The 22,118-nt window shown below is 71.2% G+C and carries 21 protein-coding genes; 15 read left to right on the forward strand and 6 right to left on the reverse strand.

Annotated elements, in window-relative coordinates:
- Window positions 1-125 precede the first annotated feature (125 nt).
- From pepN (ACFVTX_RS00690) to ACFVTX_RS00730, 9 genes are all read left to right on the forward strand, one after another.
- Window positions 126-2,696 carry an aminopeptidase N gene (gene pepN, locus ACFVTX_RS00690; protein WP_386897172.1) on the forward strand — a complete coding sequence of 857 codons (2,571 nt, stop codon included), beginning with the start codon at window positions 126-128 and terminating at the stop codon, window positions 2,694-2,696.
- Window positions 2,697-2,813: 117 nt separating this feature from the next.
- Window positions 2,814-3,725: an ABC transporter ATP-binding protein gene (locus tag ACFVTX_RS00695; RefSeq protein WP_386897173.1), complete on the forward strand. Its 912-nt coding sequence runs from the start codon at window positions 2,814-2,816 to the stop codon at window positions 3,723-3,725.
- A complete protein-coding gene (locus ACFVTX_RS00700) occupies window positions 3,722-4,588 on the forward strand; it encodes an ABC transporter permease (protein WP_386897174.1) in 867 nt (288 codons plus the stop codon). Before ACFVTX_RS00695 ends, ACFVTX_RS00700 begins: the two co-directional genes overlap by 4 nt.
- A 10-nt stretch (window positions 4,589-4,598) precedes the next feature.
- Window positions 4,599-5,921 (forward strand): sensor histidine kinase, encoded by a 1,323-nt coding sequence (locus ACFVTX_RS00705; RefSeq protein WP_386897176.1) that lies wholly within the window; start codon window positions 4,599-4,601, stop codon window positions 5,919-5,921.
- Window positions 5,918-6,646 carry a response regulator gene (locus tag ACFVTX_RS00710; protein ID WP_386897178.1) on the forward strand — a complete coding sequence of 243 codons (729 nt, stop codon included), beginning with the start codon at window positions 5,918-5,920 and terminating at the stop codon, window positions 6,644-6,646. The genes ACFVTX_RS00705 and ACFVTX_RS00710 overlap by 4 nt, the downstream gene beginning before the upstream one ends.
- Before the next feature lie 36 nt (window positions 6,647-6,682).
- On the forward strand, window positions 6,683-9,265 hold the full coding sequence (pepN, locus tag ACFVTX_RS00715) for an aminopeptidase N (RefSeq protein WP_386897180.1): 2,583 nt from the start codon (window positions 6,683-6,685) through the stop codon (window positions 9,263-9,265).
- A gap of 11 nt (window positions 9,266-9,276) precedes the next feature.
- Window positions 9,277-10,533 carry a mechanosensitive ion channel family protein gene (locus ACFVTX_RS00720; RefSeq protein WP_386897182.1) on the forward strand — a complete coding sequence of 419 codons (1,257 nt, stop codon included), beginning with the start codon at window positions 9,277-9,279 and terminating at the stop codon, window positions 10,531-10,533.
- Entirely contained in the window at window positions 10,530-10,916 is a 387-nt protein-coding gene (locus tag ACFVTX_RS00725) for a globin (RefSeq protein WP_386897184.1), read from the forward strand. The genes ACFVTX_RS00720 and ACFVTX_RS00725 overlap by 4 nt, the downstream gene beginning before the upstream one ends.
- Before the next feature lie 38 nt (window positions 10,917-10,954).
- A complete protein-coding gene (locus tag ACFVTX_RS00730) occupies window positions 10,955-12,613 on the forward strand; it encodes an FAD-binding dehydrogenase (RefSeq protein ID WP_386897185.1) in 1,659 nt (552 codons plus the stop codon).
- Window positions 12,614-12,616: 3 nt separating this feature from the next.
- Here ACFVTX_RS00730 and ACFVTX_RS00735 read toward each other — a convergent pair whose 3' ends face one another.
- Window positions 12,617-13,297: a hypothetical protein gene (locus ACFVTX_RS00735; protein WP_386897187.1), complete on the reverse strand. Its 681-nt coding sequence runs from the start codon at window positions 13,295-13,297 to the stop codon at window positions 12,617-12,619.
- 90 nt (window positions 13,298-13,387) lie between these two features.
- Here ACFVTX_RS00735 and ACFVTX_RS00740 point away from each other — a divergent pair, with 90 nt between their 5' ends.
- From ACFVTX_RS00740 to ACFVTX_RS00750, 3 genes are all read left to right on the forward strand, one after another.
- Window positions 13,388-14,263: an acyl-CoA thioesterase gene (locus ACFVTX_RS00740; RefSeq protein WP_386897189.1), complete on the forward strand. Its 876-nt coding sequence runs from the start codon at window positions 13,388-13,390 to the stop codon at window positions 14,261-14,263.
- Window positions 14,264-14,358: 95 nt separating this feature from the next.
- The gene (locus ACFVTX_RS00745) at window positions 14,359-14,847 is read left to right on the forward strand and encodes a Rieske (2Fe-2S) protein (protein WP_386897190.1); all 489 of its coding nucleotides are present in this window, start codon (window positions 14,359-14,361) and stop codon (window positions 14,845-14,847) included.
- 14 nt (window positions 14,848-14,861) lie between these two features.
- Entirely contained in the window at window positions 14,862-15,425 is a 564-nt protein-coding gene (locus tag ACFVTX_RS00750; RefSeq protein WP_386897192.1) for a hypothetical protein, read from the forward strand.
- Window positions 15,426-15,458: 33 nt separating this feature from the next.
- On the opposite strand, the gene ACFVTX_RS00755 is transcribed toward ACFVTX_RS00750, so the two are convergent.
- The 4 genes from ACFVTX_RS00755 to ACFVTX_RS00770 all read right to left on the reverse strand — a co-directional run bounded on the left by ACFVTX_RS00755 (window position 15,459) and on the right by ACFVTX_RS00770 (window position 18,811).
- A complete protein-coding gene (locus tag ACFVTX_RS00755) occupies window positions 15,459-15,938 on the reverse strand; it encodes an acyl-CoA thioesterase (protein WP_386897194.1) in 480 nt (159 codons plus the stop codon).
- Between the two features lies 1 nt (window position 15,939).
- The gene (ettA, locus tag ACFVTX_RS00760; RefSeq protein WP_386897195.1) at window positions 15,940-17,622 is read right to left on the reverse strand and encodes an energy-dependent translational throttle protein EttA; all 1,683 of its coding nucleotides are present in this window, start codon (window positions 17,620-17,622) and stop codon (window positions 15,940-15,942) included.
- A 53-nt stretch (window positions 17,623-17,675) separates the two neighbouring features.
- On the reverse strand, window positions 17,676-18,173 hold the full coding sequence (locus ACFVTX_RS00765; protein ID WP_386897196.1) for a DUF6993 domain-containing protein: 498 nt from the start codon (window positions 18,171-18,173) through the stop codon (window positions 17,676-17,678).
- Window positions 18,174-18,259: 86 nt separating this feature from the next.
- Complete coding sequence (locus ACFVTX_RS00770; RefSeq protein ID WP_386897198.1) at window positions 18,260-18,811, reverse strand: single-stranded DNA-binding protein; 552 nt, start codon at window positions 18,809-18,811, stop codon at window positions 18,260-18,262.
- Between the two features lie 198 nt (window positions 18,812-19,009).
- Here ACFVTX_RS00770 and ACFVTX_RS00775 point away from each other — a divergent pair, with 198 nt between their 5' ends.
- The 3 genes from ACFVTX_RS00775 (at window position 19,010) to ACFVTX_RS00785 (ending at window position 21,168) form a co-directional block, all read left to right on the forward strand.
- On the forward strand, window positions 19,010-20,017 hold the full coding sequence (locus tag ACFVTX_RS00775; RefSeq protein WP_386897200.1) for an aldo/keto reductase: 1,008 nt from the start codon (window positions 19,010-19,012) through the stop codon (window positions 20,015-20,017).
- Between the two features lie 136 nt (window positions 20,018-20,153).
- A complete protein-coding gene (locus ACFVTX_RS00780; protein WP_386897201.1) occupies window positions 20,154-20,408 on the forward strand; it encodes a hypothetical protein in 255 nt (84 codons plus the stop codon).
- Window positions 20,409-20,484: 76 nt separating this feature from the next.
- Window positions 20,485-21,168 (forward strand): hypothetical protein, encoded by a 684-nt coding sequence (locus ACFVTX_RS00785; RefSeq protein WP_386897202.1) that lies wholly within the window; start codon window positions 20,485-20,487, stop codon window positions 21,166-21,168.
- A 100-nt stretch (window positions 21,169-21,268) separates the two neighbouring features.
- Here ACFVTX_RS00785 and nadE read toward each other — a convergent pair whose 3' ends face one another.
- The gene (nadE, locus tag ACFVTX_RS00790; protein ID WP_386897204.1) at window positions 21,269-22,090 is read right to left on the reverse strand and encodes an ammonia-dependent NAD(+) synthetase; all 822 of its coding nucleotides are present in this window, start codon (window positions 22,088-22,090) and stop codon (window positions 21,269-21,271) included.
- Between the last annotated feature and the right edge of the window lie 28 nt (window positions 22,091-22,118).

Below are 22,118 nucleotides of genomic sequence, written 5' to 3' on the forward strand. Positions count from 1 at the left end.
GCGGGGCACGGACCACGAGTCGGAATCACGACGCGTCGCGGATGCCCCGGCGCGGGTCCGCGAGGCTAGGCTGGAAGGCGTTGCCTGCGGCCACGAGCCGCGTCGATACTTGCGAAGGAGCGCACGTGCCCGGAGAGAACCTCACCAGAATCGAAGCCGAGGAGCGCGCTGCGCTCGTGACGGTGCACGACTACGACGTCGTGCTCGACGTCACGGTCGGCCCCGAGGTCTTCACGACCACCACGACCGTGCGCTTCGACGCCGCCACCCCCGGCGCGTCGACGTTCATCGACGCGATCACCGCGAAGGTGCACTCGGTCACCCTCAACGGCGTCGCGCTCGACCCCGCCGAGGTGAGCGACGGCGTGCGCATCCAGTTGCCGAACCTCGAAGCCCAGAACGTGCTCGTCGTCGAGGCCGACGGCCGCTACATGAACACGGGCGAGGGCCTGCACCGCTTCGTCGACCCCGCCGACGGCGAGGTGTACCTGTACACCCAGTTCGAGGTGCCCGACTCGCGTCGCATGTTCGCCGTGTTCGAGCAGCCCGACCTCAAGGCCGCGTTCAAGTTCACGGTGACCGCGCCCTCGCACTGGCAGGTCGTGTCCAACCAGCCGACGCCCGAGCCCGAGCTGCACCCGTCGGGTCGCCGCGCCGACGACGTGTCGACGGCGACGTGGGCGTTCGAGCCGACGCCGCGCATGTCGAGCTACATCACCGCGCTCGTCGCCGGCCCGTACGACGTCGTGCGCGACGAGCTCACCTCGAGCGACGGCCGCACGATCCCGCTCGGCGTGTTCAGCCGCAAGAGCCTGTCGCAGTACCTCGACGCCGACTACATCTTCGAGAAGACGAAGCAGGGCTTCGAGTACTTCGAGGACAAGTTCGACGTGCCGTACCCGTTCGACAAGTACGACCAGCTCTTCGTGCCCGAGTACAACGCCGGCGCGATGGAGAACGCCGGCTGCGTGACCTTCACCGAGACGTACGTCTTCCGCTCGAAGGTGACCGACGCCATCAAGGAGCGTCGCGTCGTCACGATCCTGCACGAGCTGGCGCACATGTGGTTCGGCGACCTCGTCACCATGAAGTGGTGGAACGACCTGTGGCTCAACGAGTCGTTCGCCGAGTGGGCGTCGACCATCGCGACCGCCGAGGCCACCGAGTGGAAGCACGCCTGGACCACCTTCAACTCGATGGAGAAGGCGTGGGCGTACCGGCAGGACCAGCTGCCCTCGACGCACCCCATCTCCGCCGAGATCCGCGACCTGGAGGACGTGCTCGTCAACTTCGACGGCATCACCTACGCGAAGGGCGGCTCGGTCCTCAAGCAGCTCGCCGCCTGGGTCGGCATCGAGGCGTTCTTCGCGGGCGTCTCCGCCTACTTCAAGAAGCACGCGTGGGGCAACACCACGCTCGCCGACCTCCTCGGCGAGCTCGAGACCGCCTCGGGCCGCGACCTGTCGGGCTGGTCGGGCCAGTGGCTCGAGACCGCGGGCGTCAACACCCTCCGCCCCGAGATCGCCACGGATGCCTCCGGCGCGATCACCTCGTTCGCCGTCCTGCAGTCGGCCCACCCCGACTACCCCACCATCCGGGCCCACCGCCTCGCGATCGGCTTCTACAACCTGGTCGACGGCAAGCTCGTCCGCGAGCACCGCGTCGAGCTCGACGTCGACGGCGAGCGCACCGACGTCGCCGAGCTTGCAGGTGTCGCACGCCCCGACCTCGTGCTCCTCAACGACGACGACCTCGCGTACGCGAAGATCCGACTCGACGAGCAGTCGCAGGCCGTCGCGATCGCGAACCTCTCGAAGATCGAGGACCCGCTGGCCCGCGCCCTCGTCTGGTCGAGCGTCTGGGATGCCACGCGCGACGCCGAGACGAGCGCGAGCGACTACCTCGACCTCGTCCTCGGCAACGTCGCGAGCGAGACCGAGTCGACGACGCTGCGCATCATCCTCGCGAACGCGCAGCTCGCCGCGAGCTCCTACGTCGCGCCCGAGCGTCGCGCCGACGCGCGTCGCACCCTCGCCGACGGCTTCTGGCAGCTTGCGCAGGAGGCCGCGGCCGGCAGCGACGCCCAGTTCCAGTTCGTGAAGGCGTTCGCCTCGCTCGCCGAGGCCGGCACGCAGCTCGACGCGCTGGCGGGCCTCTTCGCCGGTGAGATCGCGCTCGAGGGTCTCGACATCGACACCGACCTCGGCTGGGAGCTGCTCATCGCGCTCGTCGCCGCGGGTCGCGCAGGCGACGCCGAGATCGACGCACGCCTCGCCACAGACAAGACCGCGACCGGCCAGGAGTCCGCGGCGCACGCCCGCGCCGCGACGCCGACCGCCGAGGGCAAGCAGCGCGCCTGGGACTCGATCGTCGTCGCCGACACCGCGACGAACTCGGTCGTGCGCACCACGGCCGCGGGCTTCGTGCGCGCCGACGAGCAGGCGCTGCTCGCGCCGTTCGTCGAGCGCTACTTCGCCATGATCGGCGAGGTCTGGAAGACCCGCAGCTACGCGATCGCCGAGAAGCTCGTCGAGCTGCTCTACCCCGCCACGCTCGCGAACCGCGAACTCGTCGACGCGAGCCACGCCTGGCTCGCCGCGAACGCCGACGCGGCACCGGCGCTCCGCCGACTCGTGATCGAGAACGTCGCCGGCGTCGAGCGCGCGCTCGCCGCGCAGGCGCGCGACGCGCAGTAGTCGCACCGCGGTCTCTTCGGGGCGGCGGCGGGTGGTACTCCGGTACCACTCGCCGCCGCCCCGAACCATTCCCGCGACGGACGCGCCGGAGGCCGCGGCATCCGTAACGTCGAAGACATGATCACCGCAACCGCGCTCACCAAGCGCTACGGCCAGAAGACGGCCGTCAACGACATCACGTTCAGCGTGCGACCTGGTCAGGTGACCGGGTTCCTCGGGCCGAACGGCGCCGGCAAGTCGACCACGATGCGCATGATCGTCGGCCTCGACCGCCCGACCGCAGGTTCAGTCACCGTCGGCGGCAAGCCGTACGCCGAGCACCGCGCGCCCCTCCACGAGGTCGGCGCCCTGCTCGACGCGAAGGCCGTGCACACGGGCCGCACCGCCGAGAACCACCTCCTCGCCATGGCCGCCACCCACGGCATCGGCAAGCGCCGGGTGCGCGAGGTCATCGAGCTCACCGGCCTCGAGTCGGTCGCCCGCAAGCGCGTCGGCGGCTTCTCGCTCGGCATGGGCCAGCGGCTCGGCATCGCCGCCGCGATGCTCGGCGACCCGCAGACGCTCATCCTCGACGAGCCCGTCAACGGTCTCGACCCCGAGGGCGTGCTCTGGGTGCGCCAGTTCGTGCGGCACCTCGCGAGCGAGGGTCGCACCGTGTTCCTCTCCTCGCACCTCATGAGCGAGATGGCGCAGACCGCCGATCACCTCATCGTCCTGGGCCGCGGCGAGATCATCGCCGACGCCCCGGTCGCCGACATCGTCGCGGGCGGCACCCAGACCCGGGTGCGCGTGCGTTCGCCGCACGCCTCCCGCCTCGCGGAGCTCCTCGCCGCACCCGACATCGCCGTGATCCGCTCGGAGGCGGGCCTGCTCGAGGTGACGGGCGTCGAAGCCGCCGGCATCGGCGACCTGGCCGCGGCCAACGGTCTCGCCATCCACGAACTCACCCCGCTCACCGCGTCGCTCGAGGAGGCCTACATGGCCCTCACCTCCGACGCCGTCGAATACCGTACGGAGGCCGTCCGATGACCACCATCGCCCCCACCCCGGCGCAGCCCGCCCAGGCGGCGCGCCCCGCGCCCACCACCCGGCTGAGCTTCGGCGGCGTGCTCGCCTCCGAGTGGGTGAAGCTCCGCAGCCTCCGCTCGACGGTGTGGTCGTACCTCATCGTCATCGCCATCTCGCTCGGCATGGCGTTCCTGATGTCGTTCAGCTTCGCCTACGGCATGGACGGCGGCATGGACGGGGCGAATGTGCCCGCCGCCGAGCAGACCTCGTTCGTCGTGCAGTCGGCGCTGTTCGGCATCTACTTCGGCCAGCTCGTCGTCGGCGTGCTCGGCGTCCTCGTCATCAGCGGCGAGTACACGACGGGCATGATCCGTTCGACGCTCACGGCCGTGCCGAAGCGTCTGCCGGCCCTCGCGGGCAAGGCGGTCGTGCTCTTCGTCGCGACCTTCGTCGTCGGCATCGTCACGAACCTCGCCGCGTTCCTCACCTCGTCCCTCGTGTTCGCGGGGGTGGATGTCTCGACGAGCCTGTTCGAGGCCGACACCCTCCTCGCACTCGCCGGCGGCGCGCTCTACCTGGCCCTCGTCGCCGTCTTCGCCCTCGGCGTCGGCACGATGCTCCGCTCGAGCGCCGGCGGCATCGCCGCGGTGCTCGGACTCGTGCTCCTCGTTCCGACGATCCTCCAGCTCATCCCTGCCGACTGGGCGCACGACATGATCCCCTACCTGCTCTCCAGCGCGGGCATGACGATGTTCACCGCCATCGGCGCGGACTCCGCGGACATCGTCGGTCCGAACGCATGGCAGAGCCTCCTGGTCGTGCTGGCGTGGGTGGGGGTCTCCCTCGTCGGCGCATCCGTGCTCCTCAAGCGTCGGGACGCGTAGAGTCCTGCCTATGACGGAAGCACCGTTCTCCCCCGACCGCCCGGCTTCGGCGGTCGGGGGAGAATTGCGTCTGCCGAATCCGCCTGGCGTCATCCGCCAGTTCTGGGCGCGGCATCCCCGGCTCACCGACGCCCTCATCGCGGCGATCTACCTGCTGCCGGCGCTCCTCGGCTACGTGCTCCTGGCGAACGACGCCCTGCAGCCGCGGATCTGGGAGACCGTGCGGCAGCTCGTCGCCGTCGCCCTCGGCACGGGCGTCCTCGTGCTGTTCCGCCGTTCGCGGCCGTGGCTCGTCATGGTCGTCGCGTGGGTGCTCGGCCTCACCGTGTACCCGTACGGCACGAGCGACGTCTACCTCATGCTCTTCGCGCTCTACGGGCTCGGCGTGTACCGCTCGACGAAGGCGGCGTGGATCGGCTTCGCCGGCTCGGTCGCCGTCTCGACCGCGGCCTCGTACCTCGCGCCGTGGGTCGCGAAGCTCTCGGCGATCCCGAGCGCCGACACCGGGTTCAGCGCGACCGCGGCCGCCTCCCAGTACGCGGTGCTCCTGCTCGTCGCGACCCTCATCGGCGTCACCGTCGGCAACCGGCGCCGCTACCTCGTCGCCCTCATCGCCCGTGCGCACGACCTCGCCCGCGAACGCGACCAGCAGGCGCAGCTCGCCGCCGTCGCCGAACGCGCGCGCATCGCCCGCGAACTCCACGACATCGTCTCGCACGGCCTCACCGTCATGGTGACCCTCGCCGAAGGATCGGCTGCAACGGTCGCCCGCGACCCCGACCGCGCCGCCGAGGTCATGCGCAGCGTCGCCGAGACCGGTCGCGACGCGCTCGGCGAGATGCGCCGCATGCTCGGCGTGCTCACCGGCCCCGATGCCGAACCCGCAGAGCTCGCGCCGCAACCGGGCCTCGACGCCCTGCCCGAGCTCGTCGAGGGGTTCCGCGAGACGGGGCTGCCGGTCACGCTGACGACCGTCGGCGCCCCCGTCGACGACGCGGCCTCGGGGCTCGCCGTCTACCGCATCGTGCAGGAGGGGCTCACGAACGCCCTCCGCCACGGCGAGCGCGCGCACCGCGTCGAGGTACGGGTCGAGCACCAGGGCGACCGGGTCGAGATCACGATCGACGACGACGCTCCGCACGCCGGCGCGGGCGACGTCCCCGGATCGTCGACCCGCGGCGCCGGCCGCGGGCTCGCGGGCCTCCGCGAGCGCGCGGCGCTCTACGGGGGCACCCTCGAAGCCGGGCCCCGAGCGGGCCGCGGCTGGCGCCTGCACGCCGTGCTGCGGCATCCCGCGCGCGCACCCCACGAGACCACGGAAGACACCGAATGAACAGCACCCTGCACGAATCCCCCGCCGTTCCCATCAGGGTCGGCCTCGTCGACGATCAGGCGCTCGTGCGCACCGGGTTCCGGCTCGTGCTCGAAGCGGAGGCCGGCATCGAGGTCGTCGGTGAGGCCGCCGACGGGCGCGCGGCCCTCGAGCTCGTCGACACCGCGGCGATCGACGTGCTGCTCATGGACGTGCGGATGCCCGGCATGGACGGCATCGCGGCGACGGCCGAGGTGAGCGCGAGGCATCCCGAGACCCGCGTGATCGTGCTCACGACCTTCGACCTCGACGAGTACGCCTTCTCGGCGATCCGGTCTGGTGCGAGCGGGTTCCTCCTGAAGGACGTCCGACCGCACGAGCTCGTGAGCGCGATCCGCACGGTGCACGCCGGCGAGGCGTCGCTGTCGCCGCGCGTGACCCGGCGCATGCTCGAGCTCTTCGCCGAGGAGCTGCCGGCGAGCCCGGCGGATGCCGGTGGCGCTCCAGGGGGGCCCGGCGCATCGGCAGCTGCGCCGAACCCGCTCGACGCACTCACCGCCCGCGAACGCGAGATCCTCGAGGCGATCGCCGAGGGCCTCAACAACACCGAGCTCGCCGAACGCTTCTTCCTCTCCGAGTCGACGGTGAAGACCCACGTGGGCCGGGTGCTGCAGAAGCTCGACGCGCGCGACCGGGTGCAGCTCGTCATCATCGCCTACCGGCACGGGGTGCGGCCCGATCGCTAGGCTCTACTGAGCGCCATCGCCACGAAAGGGACGTCAATGCCTGCTGCCAATCTCACCCGCGTCGAAGCCGAGGAGCGGGCGGCGATCGTCGGCTCCCCGAGCTACGAGGTCGTGCTCGACCTGACCGGCGACGGCGAGACGTTCCGCAGCGAGACGACGGCCCGCTTCACGGGCGTCGAGGGCGCGTCGACCTTCATCGAGGCGTGCACCGAGCGGGTGCACGAGGTCGTGCTGAACGGTACCGCGCTCGACCCCGCCGTGGTGAGCGACGGCACCCGCATCAGGCTCGACGGGCTCGCCGCCTCGAACGAGCTGCGGGTCGTCGCCGACGCCCGCTACACGAACAGCGGCGAGGGCCTGCACCGCTTCGTCGACCCCGTCGACGGCGAGGCGTACCTGTACACCGAGTTCGCCGTCGCCGAGGCGAACCGCGTGTACGCCGTCTTCGACCAGCCCGACCTGAAGGCGGGCGTGCGCTTCACGATCACGGCGCCCGCGCACTGGAGCGTGCTGTCGAACGCGCCCTCGCCCGAGCCGGTCGCCGGCCCCGAGGCATCCGGCCGCGCCACCTGGGCCTTCGAGACCGGCCCGGTCATCTCGAGCTACATCGTCGCGATCATCGCCGGCCCCTACGCGAGCTGGCACGGCACCGCGTCGAGCGTCGACGGCCGCGAGGTGCCTCTGGGCCTCTTCACCCGCGCCTCGCTCGCCGAGTACGCCGACCCCGAGATGATGTTCGGCACGGTCCAGGCGGGCCTCGCGTTCTACGAGAACGCCTTCGGCGTGCCGTACCCCTACGGCAAGTACGACCAGATCTTCGTGCCCGAGTACAACTGGGGCGCGATGGAGAACGTCGGCGCGGTGACCTTCAACGAGGGCTACCTGTTCCGCTCCCGCGTCTCGGACGCCCGCCGCGAGCAGCGCGCGATCGTCGTGCTGCACGAGCTCAGCCACATGTGGTTCGGCAACTCGGTGACGATGAAGTGGTGGAACGACCTGTGGCTCAACGAGTCGTTCGCGACGTGGGCGTCGACCCTCGCGACCTCGCAGGTGACCGAGTTCACCGGCGTCTGGGCGACGTTCGCCAACGACGAGAAGACGCACGCCGCCGAACAGGACCAGCTGCCCTCGACGCACCCCATCGTCGCCGAGATCCGCGACCTGGAAGACGTCGAGGTGAACTTCGACGCCATCACCTACGACAAGGGCGCCTCCGTGCTGAAGCAGCTCGTCGCGTGGGTGGGGCTCGACGCGTTCCAGCGCGGCGTGGGCGCGTACCTCGCGGCGAACTCGGGCGGCAACGCGACGCTCCGCGACCTGCTCGGCGAGCTCGAGCGGGCGAGCGGCCGCGAACTGACCCGCTGGTCCGAGCTCTGGCTCGAGACGGCCGGGGTCAACACGCTGCGCGCGATCGTCGATGTGAATGCGTCGGGCACGATCACGGCGGCGCACCTCGAGCAGACGGCGGCTCCGGCCCATCCGACCCTGCGCCCGCACCGTCTCGCGATCGGCGGCTACTCGCGCGGGGAGGCCGGCCTCGAGCGCGTCTTCCGCTTCGAGCTCGACGTCGACGGCGCCCGCACCGAGCTCCCCGAGCTCGTCGGGCTCGCGATGCCCGATCTCCTCCTCGTGAACGACGACGACCTCACGTACGCCAAGGTGCGCCTCGACGAGCGCTCCTTCGCGACCGCTGTGGAGCACCTCGCCGAGCTCCCCGATCCCGTCGCACGTGCCGTCGTGCTCGGCTCCGCCTGGGACGCGGTGCGCGATGCCGAGCTTCCGGCCGCCGCCTTCGTGCGCCTCGTGCTCGGCTCCATCGGGCACGAGACGCAGTCCTCGGCGCGCGGGCTCGCGCTCGGCCGCCTCGAGCTCGCGCTCGGCCGCTACCTCGCCGACGAGCACCGCGAACACCTCGCCGCCGAGGCGGGCGACGCGATCTGGGCGCTCGCCGAGCTCGCCCCGGCCGGGTCCGACGGGCAGCTGCAGTTCGTGAAGGCCTTCACACGCCTCGCGACGACGCCCGCGCACGGCGACGTGCTCGGCAGCCTCCTCGAGGGCACGATCGCGCTCGACGGGCTCGAGGTCGACCTCGACCTGCGCTGGGAGCTCGTGATCGCCCGTGCGGCGCTCGGCGCGGCCGACGAGGCCGACATCGAGACCGAGATCGCTGCGGCCCTCGCCGACGACGACACCGCGAAGGGCCGGCAGCTCGCCGAGACGGCGCGAGCTGCGCGCCCCGACCAGGCGGTGAAGGATGCCGCGTGGCGGCGCGCCATGACCGACACGGGTCTCTCGAACGACCTGGCGAGGGCGATCGCCGAGGGCTGGCGCCGCACGAACGACCCGGCGCTGCTCGCGAGCGTCGCGGGCGAGTACCTCGCGGCGATGCCGGGCGTCTGGGCCGAGCGCTCGTACAACATGGCGGCGATCCTCTCGACGAGGCTCTTCCCGACGCCGGTCGTCGACGCAGAGCTCGCCGAGACCACGCGCACCTGGCTCGCGAGCCACCCCGAGCCCGCGTCGATGCACCGCATCGTCTCGGAGCACCTCGCCGAGCTCGACCGTGCGCTCGCGGCACGCGAACGCGATGCCAGCGAGCTCTCGGGTGGGGCTCAGTAAACTTGCGCAGCATGTTCGGTTTTGAGGAGACGCCCCCACCCGAGGACGCGGACAACCCGGTCACCCCTGATTTCTGGACGGGCATCGCCACGTACTGGTCCGACAACTGGGACGTCATGCTCGGCAAGCTGATCTCGATCGTCATGATCATCGCGATCGCCCTGCTGATCCGATGGGTGCTGCACTTCGTCATCGAGCGGGTCGTCAAGCAGATCGTCACGGGCGTCAAGAAGAAGCAGGACGTCACCGACACCCAGGCCCTGCAGGCCTCGCCGCTCGCGGCCGTGCGCGTCGTGCAGCGCACCCGCACGCTCGGCACGGTGCTCACGAACATCGTCAACGTGACGCTCTTCGTGGTCGTCGTGCTGCTCATCGTCACGACCATCAACGACCAGATCCTCGGGTCCTTCGCGCTCCTGACCGCCGCCGTCGGCGCCGGCCTCGGTTTCGGTGCCCAGAACATCGTCAAGGACGCGCTCAACGGCCTGTTCATGGTCGTGGAGGACCAGCTCGGCGTCGGCGACGTCGTCGACCTCGGCCCTGCGACGGGCATCGTCGAGGAGGTCCGCATCCGCATCACGACGGTGCGCGACGTCAACGGCACGCTCTGGTTCGTGCGCAACGGCGAGATCCTCCGGGTCGGCAACATGTCGCAGGGCTGGGCGCGGGTCATCATCGACCTCGCGGTGCCCTACGACGCCGACGTCGAGACCGTCGAGACCGAGCTCCTGCGCACCGCGACCGAGATGGCGCATTCGAGCAAGTGGCGTTCGCGCGTGATCGAGAAGCCCGAGGTCTGGGGCCTCGAGTCGATCTCCGCCGACGCCATGGTGCTGCGGGTCGTGATGAAGGTGCGCTCCTCCGCGAAGGACGACGTGGCCCGCGAACTGCGCATGCGCCTCAAGCACGCGCTCGACGCCATGGACCTCAAGCTTCCGAGCCTCGCGAGCGTCGTGCTCTCGGGCTTCGACGGCGCCACCCGCGTCAAGGGCGCGAAGCCGCCGCGAACCTCGCCGAACACGGTCGTTCCCGGTTCGGACGCGGCCATCGCGAACGCCGCAGCCAAGAAGTCGAAGAACCGGGCGCCGCGCGCGCCGCGCACCACCGGCGCGACGATCGAGGCGAACCCGACCGCGAAGCTGCCGACCGCCCAGAAGCCGCAGACGACTCCCCCGGCGGCTCCCCCGACGACTCCCCCGACGTCGAAGCCGAAGACGCAGCAGAAGACGCAGAAGCCGCCGACCACGCCCGACGGAGGCGACGCATGACCGAGATCCAGTCGTTCTACGAGCAGGTCGGCGGCAGCGCGACCTTCGAGAAGCTCACGGCGGAGTTCTACCGCGGCGTCGCCGACGACCCCGTGCTGAAGCCGATGTACCCCGAGGAGGACCTGGAGCCGGCCGCGCGTCGCCTGCAGCTGTTCCTCGAGCAGTACTGGGGCGGCCCCACGACGTACGGCGAGGAGCGCGGCCACCCGCGCCTGCGTCTGCGCCACCAGCCGTTCAAGGTGAACCCCGACGCGCGCGACCGTTGGCTCGCGCACATGCGCACCGCGGTCGATTCGCTCGAACTTCCTCCCCTCGCGGAGGAGACTCTGTGGGATTATCTCCAGCGGGCCGCGTTCGCGATGGTGAACACCTTCGACGACTGACCCGGAGCGCCACCACCCGAAGCGACGAAGGAGTCCCTGTGGCAGTTGCAGCACCCACCCCCGATGCGATCATCGTCGGCGCCGGCCTCGCCGGCCTCGTCGCAGCGTCCGAACTCGTCGAGGCGGGCCGCAGGGTCGTCATCGTCGAACAGGAGCCCGAGGCGAGCCTCGGCGGCCAGGCGCACTGGTCGTTCGGCGGACTCTTCCTCGTCGACTCGCCCGAACAGCGCCGCATGGGCGTGAAGGACTCGCTCGAGCTCGCCCGTCAGGACTGGGAGGGCACCGCGGGCTTCGACCGCGACGAGGACGAGTGGGGCAGGCGCTGGGCCGAGGCGTACCTCGAGTTCGCCGCCGGTGAGAAGCGGGCCTGGCTCCGCGAGAAGGGCGTGCGCTTCTTCCCCGTCGTGGGGTGGGCCGAACGCGGGGCGGGCAAGGCGATGGGGCACGGCAACTCGGTGCCCCGCTTCCACATCACCTGGGGCACCGGCCCGGGCGTGCTGGCCCCGTTCATCGCCCGCGTCAAGGCGGGTGAGGCGGCCGGGCTCGTCGAGTTCCGCCACCGCCACCGCGTCGACGAGCTCATCGTCGAGCAGGGTGCGGTGGTCGGCGTGCGCGGGGCCGTGCTCGCCCCCGACGACGCCGGGCGCGGCGAGGCCTCGAACCGCGAGGAGGTCGGCGACTTCGAGCTCCGGGCGCCCGCCGTGGTCGTCGCCTCGGGCGGCATCGGCGGCAACCACGAGCTCGTGCGCGCGGCCTGGCCCGAACGGCTCGGCACCCCGCCCGCAGAGATGCTCTCGGGCGTGCCCGCGCACGTCGACGGGCGGATGCTCGGCATCGCCGAAGCATCCGGAGCCCGTCTCGTGAACGGCGACCGCATGTGGCACTACACCGAGGGCATCACGAACTGGAGCCCGGTGTGGCCGCTGCACGGCATCCGGATCCTGCCGGGGCCGTCGTCGCTGTGGTTCGACGCCGAGGGCCGACGGCTGCCGGCCCCGCTGTTCCCCGGGTTCGACACGCTCGGCACCCTCGAGCACCTCATGGCGACCGGGCACGGTCACTCGTGGTTCGTGCTCACGCAGAAGATCATCGAGAAGGAGTTCGCACTCTCGGGCAGCGAGCAGAACCCCGACCTCACCGGCAAGGACCTGAAGCTCCTCGCGCAGCGCGTGCGGCCCGGTGCACCGGCCCCGGTCGAGGCGTTCAAGGAGCACGGCGTCGACTTCATCGTCGCCGACTCGCTCGACGAACTCCTCGAACGGATGCGCGCCCTCTCCCCCGAGGCCCCGCTCGACACCGCGAACATCGAACGCGAGATCATCGCCCGCGACCGCGAGATCGACAACGAGTTCTCGAAAGACCTCCAGGTCACGGCCGTCCGCGGTGCCCGGAACTACCGCGGCGACAAGCTCATCCGGGTGGCGACGCCGCACCGCATCCTCGACGAGGCGGCGGGGCCGCTCATCGCGGTGAAGCTGCACATCCTCACCCGCAAGAGCCTCGGCGGAATCCAGACCGACCTCGACTCGCGCGCCCTCGGCGCCGACGGCGCGCCCGTCCCCGGGCTCTACGCCGTCGGCGAGGCGTCGGGCTTCGGGGGCGGCGGCGTACACGGGTATCGCGCGCTCGAGGGCACCTTCCTCGGCGGATGCCTCTTCACGGGCCGTGCGGCGGGGCGGGCGATCGCCCGGGGCTGAACGCTAGGCCTTGAGCGTCCAGGGCTTGCGCCGCACGAGCACGTGCCCGCGGCGCGAGCTCAGCCGCGTCCACGGGCCGGTCTCGAACAGCTGCACGGGGTCGTCGCCCAGGAACCCCAGGCTGAACGCGGCGAACGCAGCGCCGGTCGGCACGTACTCGACGCCCTCGACGCCGCGGCCCCACACCTCGGAGCGCACGCGCTGCACGAGCTGCTCGCCCGTGCCCGCGGGGATCGCCTCGGCGACCTCGTCGATGCCGGTCCTGGCCGCGGACTCGAGCAGCGAGGCATCCGCCTCACCGAGCGGGCGCCAGCCGCCTCGCGGCGGCGAGATGCCCGCCCAGGTGACGGTGTTCACCTCGGGCGGGCGCGACATCGAGACCGGCCGCGAATCCTCCCCCTCGCCGAGCTCGCCGCGGGCGCGCACGATGCGCTCGACGAGCGAGCGCATCGGGACGACCGAGTCGAACTCCTCGGTGTCGGCCAGCGCGAAGGTGCGGAGGCCGAGCACCGTGGGGCTCTCGTCGAGGATGCCGCGGGGGTAGAGGATCGCCGTGTACACGGCGAGGATTCCGGAGCCCGCGATGAGACGCACGGCCCCGTCTTCGACTCGGGCGGCGCGTTGCAGATACGTGTGCAGGTCGCCGAGCGACAGGCTGTCGGCGAGCGTGATTTGCTGAACCATCTGCTGTCTAAACTACCAAGTGGGCGGGGATGTTCCGGCTGACCCGCGTTCCCGGGCGCCGGCTGCGACCGCCACCGACACGGAGGAACGATGAACGGACCGATCGACGGCCTGCTGAGCACCCTGAATCTCACCGACACCGGCGCCCGCACCACGGAGGACATCTTCACCGGGCCCTCGCAGTGGATGCCGCTCGGCCGCGTCTTCGGCGGGCAGGTGCTCGCCCAGTCGATCGTCGCCGCGCTCCACACCGTGCCCGAGGATCGCAATATCCACTCGATGCACGGCTACTTCCTGCGGCCGGGCGACGTCAAGCACCCCATCACGTTCTCCGTCGACCGCATCCACGACGGCCGCTCGTTCTCGACCCGTCGCACGCAGGCGTACCAGCACGGCGAGCCGATCCTCTCCCTCATCGCGTCGTTCCAGACCGAGGACGACGGCGTCGAGCACCAGCTCGCGATGCCCGAAGGGCTCCCCGACCCCGAGTCGCTGCCGTCCACGGCCGACGTGCTCGGCAAGTTCGACCACGACGTCGCCCGCTACTGGTCGAACGAGCGCGCCTTCGACGTGCGCCACGTCCCCTCCCCCATCTACCTCTCGGTCGACGGCGAACGCTCGCCGCACCAGGCGGTCTGGATGAAGGCGTTCGGCCGCCTCCCCGACGACCCCAAGCAGCACCGCGCCGCCCTCGCCTACGCGAGCGACTACTCGATCCTCGAGCCGGTGCTCCGCGCCCACGGCATCGCCTGGGCGACGCCCGGCCTCAAGGTCGCGAGCCTCGACCACGCCATGTGGTGGCACCGCGACGCCCGCGTCGACGAGTGGCTCCTCTACGTGCAGGAGTCGCCGTCGGCGAGCGGCGGCCGCGGGCTCTCGCTCGGCCGCATCTACACGCGCGACGGCGTGCTCGTCGCGAGCGTCGCCCAGGAGGGCATGGTGCGGGTGCCCGCACCGCGCGACTGAACGAATCCTGTGCAATGCGGGTGCTGCGCGCGCCCGTGCCCCACAATGGGGGCAGTGGGCGCACCACGGCGCCTCCGGGGGCAAGGAGTTCGGCGATGACGGAACCCAGCGATCTCACGCGACGCGCACTGCTCACCATCGGTTCGGTCGGTGCGGTCGGCAGCGCACTCACCCTGGCCGCCTGCGCCGCGGATGACCCGGGCGGCAGTGCGAGCCCGAGCATCACGCCGACCGTGGAGCCCGACGACGCCACCTCCGCGGCGACGCCCGCTCCTGACGCCCCCGCCCTCGGCGGCGACGTCGGCGCACTCGCCGACGTGCCCGTCGGCGGCAGCATCGACGCGACGATCGACGGCGAACCGGCCCTCATCGCGCAGCCGACGGCAGGTCAGGTGGTCGCGTTCAGTGCGATCTGCACCCACCAGCAGTGCGTGGTCGCCGCCGCCGGTGCCGAGTTCCACTGCCCGTGTCACGGATCGATCTTCGAAGCCGCCACCGGCGAGGTCCTGAACGGACCGGCGCTCGACCCGCTGACTCCCATCGCCGTCGCCGTCTCGGGCGACCGGATCGTGACGGCCTCCTGAGCCCGGCGCTGGAGATGGACTACAGCTTCGCGGGACTCCCGCTGCACGTGCTCCTCGTGCACGCCCTCATCGTGCTGACCCCGCTCGTGGCCACGCTGCTGGTCGTGCTCGCCGTCTGGCCGGCCGCGCGTCGCGTGCTCTGGCTGCCCGCGCTCATCGGGGCGGCGCTCCTCGTGCCGCTCGGCCTCGTCACCGTCGAGGCCGGCGAGTGGCTCAAGGAGCGCGTACCCGAGGCTCCCCTCATCGAGGAGCACACTGGGATGGGCGACGAGCTCACGCCCTGGCTCATCGCGATCGTCGTGGTCGCGGTACTCATCGCGGTGTGGGCGCTGTACGAGCGCGCGCTCGCGCGGCGAGGCACGCGAGCAGCGTCAGGCGACCATTCCGAGGCCGCGACGTCCGACGGCGAGGCGCCGCCTCCGTCGTCGCGCGGACTCCGGATCGGCGTCGCGGCGCTCCTCACCGTCGCGGCGCTCGGGGTCGCGGTCGGTTCGACCTGGACCCTCGTGCGCATCGGCGAGGCCGGGACTCGCGCCGTGTGGGAGGGCTCGTTCAGCGAGACACCGCTCGACGACTGAGCACGGCGACGCGAGCAGCGTCGACGTCGACGCTCAGCTCCGACGGAACCGGATCGGGTCCTCGACGTACGGCGTCCAGGCGTCGCGCTCGGCGTCGTTCATGCGGCGGGGCCGGTTCGTCGCGGCGTCGACGAGCACGATCGTGGTGCTCGCCCGCGTGTAGCGCACGCGCGGGTCGACGCCCGCGGGCGAGAACACCTCGTAGCAGACCTCGAGGCTCGCACCGCCCATGTGCCCGATCCACAGCTCGATGTCGAGCGGCAGACGCTGGTACGGAATCGGTGCGAGGTACTCGATCTCCTGGCGGGCGATCAGCGTGATCGTCGTGGAGCCCGGGTTCGCGTCGATGACCGCCGTCGACGCGCCGACCGCGTGCTCGGCGGTGCCGTCGTCGTTCACCCAGAACGCCTGGATGCGAGCCTCCTCGAGGAGGCTCAGCATCCGGGCGTTGTTCACGTGCCCGTAGGCGTCGAGGTCGCTCCACCGGAGCGGGGTGGGCACGTGCAGGCGCATGTCAGTCTCGCGTGAGCTTGCGGTAGGTCGAGCGGTGCGGCTTCGCGGCGTCGGCGCCGAGGCGCTCGACCTTGTTCGCCTCGTAGGCCTCGAAGTTGCCCTCGAACCAGTGCCAGTTCGACGGGTTCTCCTCGGTGCCCTCGTAGGCGAGGATGTGGGTCGCGATCCGGTCGAGGAACCACCGGTCGTGGGTGATCACCACGGCGCAGCCGGGGAACTCGAGCAGCGCGTTCTCGAGGCTCGAGAGGGTCTCGACGTCGAGGTCGTTGGTGGGCTCGTCGAGGAGCAGCAGGTTGCCGCCCTGCTTGAGGGTGAGCGCGAGGTTCAGACGGTTGCGCTCACCGCCCGACAGGATGCCGGCGCGCTTCTGCTGGTCGGGACCCTTGAAGCCGAAGGTCGAGACGTAGGCGCGGCTCGGCACCTCCGTCTTGCCGACCTGGATGTAGTCGAGCCCGTCGGACACGACCTCCCAGAGCGACTTGTTCGGGTCGATGCCGCCGCGGGTCTGGTCGACGTAGGAGATCTGCACGGTCTCGCCGATCTTCACCGAGCCGCCGTCGCTCGGCTCGAGGCCGACGATGGTCTTGAACAGCGTCGTCTTGCCGACGCCGTTCGGGCCGATGATGCCGACGATGCCGTTGCGGGGCAGCGAGAAGCTGAGCCCGTCGATGAGCACGCGGTCGCCGAAGCCCTTCTTGAGGTTCTTGACCTCGAGCACGATGTCGCCGAGGCGCGGACCCGCGGGGATCTGGATCTCCTCGAAGTCGAGCTTGCGCGTGCGCTCGGCCTCCGACGCCATCTCCTCGTAGCGGGCGAGACGTGCCTTCGACTTCGCCTGGCGGCCCTTCGCGTTCGAGCGGACCCACTCGAGCTCTTCCTTCAGGCGCTTCGCGAGCTTCGCGTCCTTCTTGCCCTGGACGGTGAGTCGCTCCTGCTTCTTCTCGAGGTAGGTCGAGTAGTTGCCCTCGTAGGGGTAGAGGCGACCGCGGTCGACCTCGCAGATCCACTCGGCGACGTGGTCGAGGAAGTACCGGTCGTGGGTGACGGCGAGCACGGCGCCGGGGTACTTGGCGAGGTGCTGCTCGAGCCAGAGCACGCTCTCGGCGTCGAGGTGGTTGGTGGGCTCGTCGAGGAGCAGGAGGTCGGGCTTCTGCAGCAGCAGCTTGCAGAGCGCGACTCGGCGCTTCTCACCGCCCGAGAGGACGGAGACCTGCTCGTCGCCCGGGGGGCAGCGCAGTGCGTCCATCGCCTGCTCGAGCTGCGAGTCGAGGTCCCACGCGTCGGCCGCGTCGATCTCCTCCTGCAGCGTGCCCATCTCCGCGAGGAGCGCGTCGAAGTCGGCGTCGGGCTCGGCCATCAGCATCGAGATCTCGTTGAAGCGGTCGAGCTTGGCCTTGATCGGCCCCACGCCCTCCTGCACGTTCTCGAGGACGGTCTTCGACTCGTCGAGCACGGGCTCCTGCATGAGGATGCCGACCGAGTAGCCGGGAGTGAGCTTCGCCTCGCCGTTCGACGGCTGGTCGAGGCCCGCCATGATCTTCAGGATCGTCGACTTGCCGGCGCCGTTCGGGCCGACGACGCCGATCTTCGCGCCCGGCAGGAACGCCATCGTCACGTCGTCGAGGATGACCTTGTCGCCCACGGCCTTGCGCGCGCGAACCATCGAGTAAATGTAATCAGCCAAGATTTTCCCTAGAACCCCATGCGGAAGCGGCCGGACGCGGCCTGCGGTATCGCCTACCAGTCTATGGGGCGCGTCTCGCCGACGAGACAGTCGCCCGTGCCGAGCAGCGGTCGGACCGCGCCGTGGTACCCGCCCGACGCAGGGCCATACTGGCCGACGAGGCACTCGTCCTGGAATCGCACCGCGAACTGCACCGAGTCGGCGGCCTTGCCCTCGGTCGTCAGGTCGGAGCTCACCTCCATCGTCGCCTTGTCGAAACCCGCGGCGACGAGCGCGTCGATGAAGGCACGTCCCCCTGCCTCGGCGTTCGCGGCGACGACCGCGGCGTTCACCGAATCGAAGAAGGCGAGGTTCTCGGACGCCGACAGCTCGGGTCGAAGCTCGAGCGATGCGGCCGGCGCCGTCGGCGCAGGAGTGTCGCTCGCCGACGGATCACCCGAAGCCGAGGGATCGGGCGCTCCCCCGCCGAACAGGCTGCACCCGGCGAGCCCGAGGGTGAGGGCCGCTGCGGCGAGCGCGAGCGCCGCCGTGGACCTGTGCCGCCGTGCCATGCTTCCCCTCACCGCGGTGTCGACCGCCCGAGCCGAGTCTAGGCGTTCGACGCCCCTCGGATCGGGCGATCGAGCCCGCCCGGCGGTCAGAATCGGGCGGCGAGCGCGAGGCCGGATGCCTCGTGCAGGGCGTCGACCGCTTCGTCGCCGGCGTGCTCGGCGTCGACCTCGGACGCTGCCTCGGCCCAGGAGGGCATCACGGCCTCGCCGTCGCCCGCGAAGCCGTCGGATCCGCTCGTCGCAGGCTCGCCCTCGACCTCGCCCTGCTGCCCGGGCTTCTGCGACTGCACGCGCGCGTAGGTGCTCACGCACCACGCGAGGTCGTGACCGATCGCGTCCGCCTCGATGTCCACCGAGGTGCCCGACTTCGTCGCCGTCTCCCACGCCCGCTGCCTGAGGCGCCCCTGCACGATGACGCGCTGCCCCTTGCGGATCGAGAGACTCGCGTTGCGGGCGAGCTGGCGGAACGCCGAGACGCCGTACCAGTTCGTCTCGCCGTCGGCCCACTCGCCCTTGGCCCGGTCGAAGTAGCGCCTCGTCGACGCGACGCGGAAGGACGTGATGACGAGTCCGTCGCCCGTCACGTGCTGCTGGGGGTCGGTGCCGACGACGCCGGTCACGGTGATGGTGTCGCTCATGTGGATCTCCTCGCTCGTGCGCCGCCGCGGATCGGCGACTCGTGGCTCCGGGACGGCCTCGTGCCGGACACCGCCCCGGAACCACGTGCACCCATGGTCGGCTCGGGCGCGTGGCATCCGGCCCCCTGCGCGCCGAACTGTGGGAGCAGCTCGCGTTCGCCGCCCTGTCGAGGAGGAGTCGCGTCGTAGAGTGTCGGAATGCCGTACACCGCCGCCACCGACCGCTACGACCGCATGCGCTACAACCGAGTGGGCCGCAGCGGCCTCAAGCTGCCCGCCCTCTCGCTCGGGCTCTGGCACAACTTCGGACACGACCGCCCGCTCGACAGGCAGCGCGCGATCGTGCGCCGCGCCTTCGACCTCGGCATCACCCACTTCGACCTCGCGAACAACTACGGTCCGCCTCCGGGCTCGGCGGAGGAGAACTTCGGGCGGCTGCTCGCGAGCGACCTCGCGCCCTACCGCGACGAACTGATCGTCTCAACGAAGGCCGGCTACGACATGTGGCCCGGGCCGTACGGCGAGTGGGGATCGCGCAAGTACCTGCTCGCCTCGCTCGACCAGAGCCTCGGCAGGCTGGGCCTCGACTACGTGGACGTCTTCTACTCGCACCGCCCCGACCCCGAGACCCCCATCGAGGAGACGATGGGCGCGCTCGCGACGGCCGTCCGCCAGGGCAAGGCGCTCTACGTCGGCATCTCGAACTACGACCCCGACGAGACGCGCGCCGCGGCCGCAGCGCTCGCCGCCGAGGGGGTGCCGCTGCTCATCCACCAGCCGCGCTACTCGATGTTCGACCGTCGCATCGAGGACGGACTCTTCCCCGCGCTCGAAGAGGTCGGCGCGGCGAGCATCGTGTTCTCGCCGCTCGCGCAGGGGCTCCTGACCGACCGCTATCTCGGCGGCGAGGTGCCGGCAGGATCGCGCGCGGCGACGAGCCACTTCCTCCCGGCGGAGCGCATCAGCGCCGAGTACCTCGAACGGGCGCGCGCACTCGACGCGATCGCCCGCGAGCGCGGGCAGTCGCTCGCACAGCTCGCGCTGTCGTGGGTGCTGCGGCAGCCGCTCGTGGCGAGCGCCCTCATCGGCGCGTCGAGCGTCGCGCAGCTCGAGCAGAACGTCGCCGCGCTCGACGCCGCGCCGCTCACGAACGAGGAGATCGAGCGGATCGAGCCGTTCGCAGCGCACGGCACCGTGCTCGGCTGAGGCGCGGACGGGGCCGTGCTCGGCTGAGGCGCGCACGGCACCGTGCTCGGCTGAGGCGATCGCCGGGGATGTCGGTGGGCGCTCGTACGCTCGGAGGACATCCCGCAGGGCCGGCTGCGACGTCGAGAGGAGCACCATGACCACCGTCACGCCGCAGCCGCGCATCCGCGTGCCCTTCCCCGTCGAGGTGCCGGGTCTCGCGTTCACCCCGGCGGCTCCCGGCCTCTGGCGGGTCGCCCGGGCCGACGGCTCGGTCCTCGGCCACGTCGAGCACCGCGGCGAGGGCGCCGCCAGTCGATTCGCCGCGCGGCGCCTCACCGCGGGCACGCTCCGCTCGACCGAGATCGGTGAGTTCTGGTCGGCGCGCGAAGCGGCCGAGCTCTTCCGCTGAGCCGGTGCGCTCGCCGATCCGTGGCTCGCCGTCGTGGCGCGACCGCGCGCGCTTCGCTCGGGGGTAATCTGCGGCCATGCAGTGGTGGAACGATCTCATCTCCTGGCTCACCTCGAGCGAATCGCAGTCGACGGTGTTCGCCGCCGTGGTGCTCTTCTTCGCCGTGCTCGCGGCCGGGCTGCTCGCAGCCTGGATCTCGAGTTCCGCCGTGAAGCGCGTCGTGGCGCAGCGCGACCGCGAGGCCAAGGCCGCCGCCATCGCCGCGCTCGTCGACGCCGCCACCGAGGCCTCGGTGTGGAACTCGCTCACGCCCCAGGAGCAGGTGCTCGCCGACCGCGCCGTCGGCCAGGCCGACATCCTCGTGCGTCTGCTCCCGATCCGCGGCTCCGACATCGCCGCGAACTGGGCGGCGCACCAGCTGCACGAACTGAAGCGCGCCTCGGCGACCTTCGGCTACCAGCTCGACCCGGCCGTCGTCGAGTTCCGCGACCGCCTGCTCGAGTGGCAGCGCCGCCCCGGACGCACCAAACGGCAGTTCCAGAACGACCTCGAGCGGTGGCGCACGCAGCGCAACGAGACGCCCGAGCAGCCCACGATCGACGAGCAGGAGACCTGGGTCGCGCAGCAGCACCACGACCGCTACCGCGAGGCCGTGACCATCACCGACACCGCCGAGGCATCGACGGCGCCCACGCAGACCGTCGAGGTCGACGGCACGGGCACCGCGACCGTCGAACCCGCCGCAGAGGCGAAGCGCTAGGCCGTCGTCGGGCGGCGCACGGCGTCGCCCGACGATGCGAGGTCGCTCGTGCCGCCGGCACTGCTCGGCAGGCCGGGGCCGCTCGGGCTGTTGCGCCCGCTCAGCGCCACCAGGCGTCGAACATCGACACCGGCGCGGTGCGCTTGTGCCGGGTCTGGAGGAACCGCGCCTCGAGCTTCTCGGCGACCGTCTCGTCGATCTCCTCGCCCTCGAGATACGCGTCGATGTCGGCGTAGCTCAGCCCGAGGTTCGCTTCGTCGGACTGCCCCGGCTGCCCGTCGAGGAGGTCTGCGGTCGGCACCTTGAGGTACAGCCGCTCGGGCGCACCGAGCGCCTCGAGCAGCGCACGACCCTGACGCTTCGTGAGCCCGGTGAGCGGCAGCACGTCGGCACCCCCGTCGCCGAACTTCGTGAAGAAGCCGGTGATCGCCTCGGCGGCGTGGTCGGTGCCGACGACGAGGAGGCCGCCCTCGCCCGCGACCGCGTACTGCGCGACCATGCGCATCCGAGCCTTGACGTTGCCCTTGCCGAAGTCGCTGATCGGCGACCCGATCGCCTCCTCGAAGCCGGCGGCGAGGCCGTCGACCCCGCCCTTGATGTTGAAGACGACGGTCTCCTGGGGGTCGATGAACTGCAGGGCGAGCTGGGCGTCGTCCTCGTCGTGCTGCACCCCGTACGGCAGGCGGACGGCGACGAACCGCGCCTCGGTGCCCTCGCCGTCGAGCTCCTCGACCGCGATCCGGCAGAGTCGACCCGCGAGCGAGGAGTCCTGTCCGCCGCTGATGCCGAGCACGAAGCCCTTCGCCCCCGTGGCGCGGAGGTAGTCCTTCAGGAACTCGATGCGCGCACGCACCTCGGCCGAGGGGTCGATGGTCGGGCTGGCATTGAGCTCGGCGATGATTCGCGCCTGCAGGTCTCGCATGCCCCGACGATACCGCCGTCGTGTTTCG

It is taken from the genome of Agromyces sp. NPDC058136, from assembly GCF_042884375.1.
Classification (GTDB): domain Bacteria; phylum Actinomycetota; class Actinomycetes; order Actinomycetales; family Microbacteriaceae; genus Agromyces.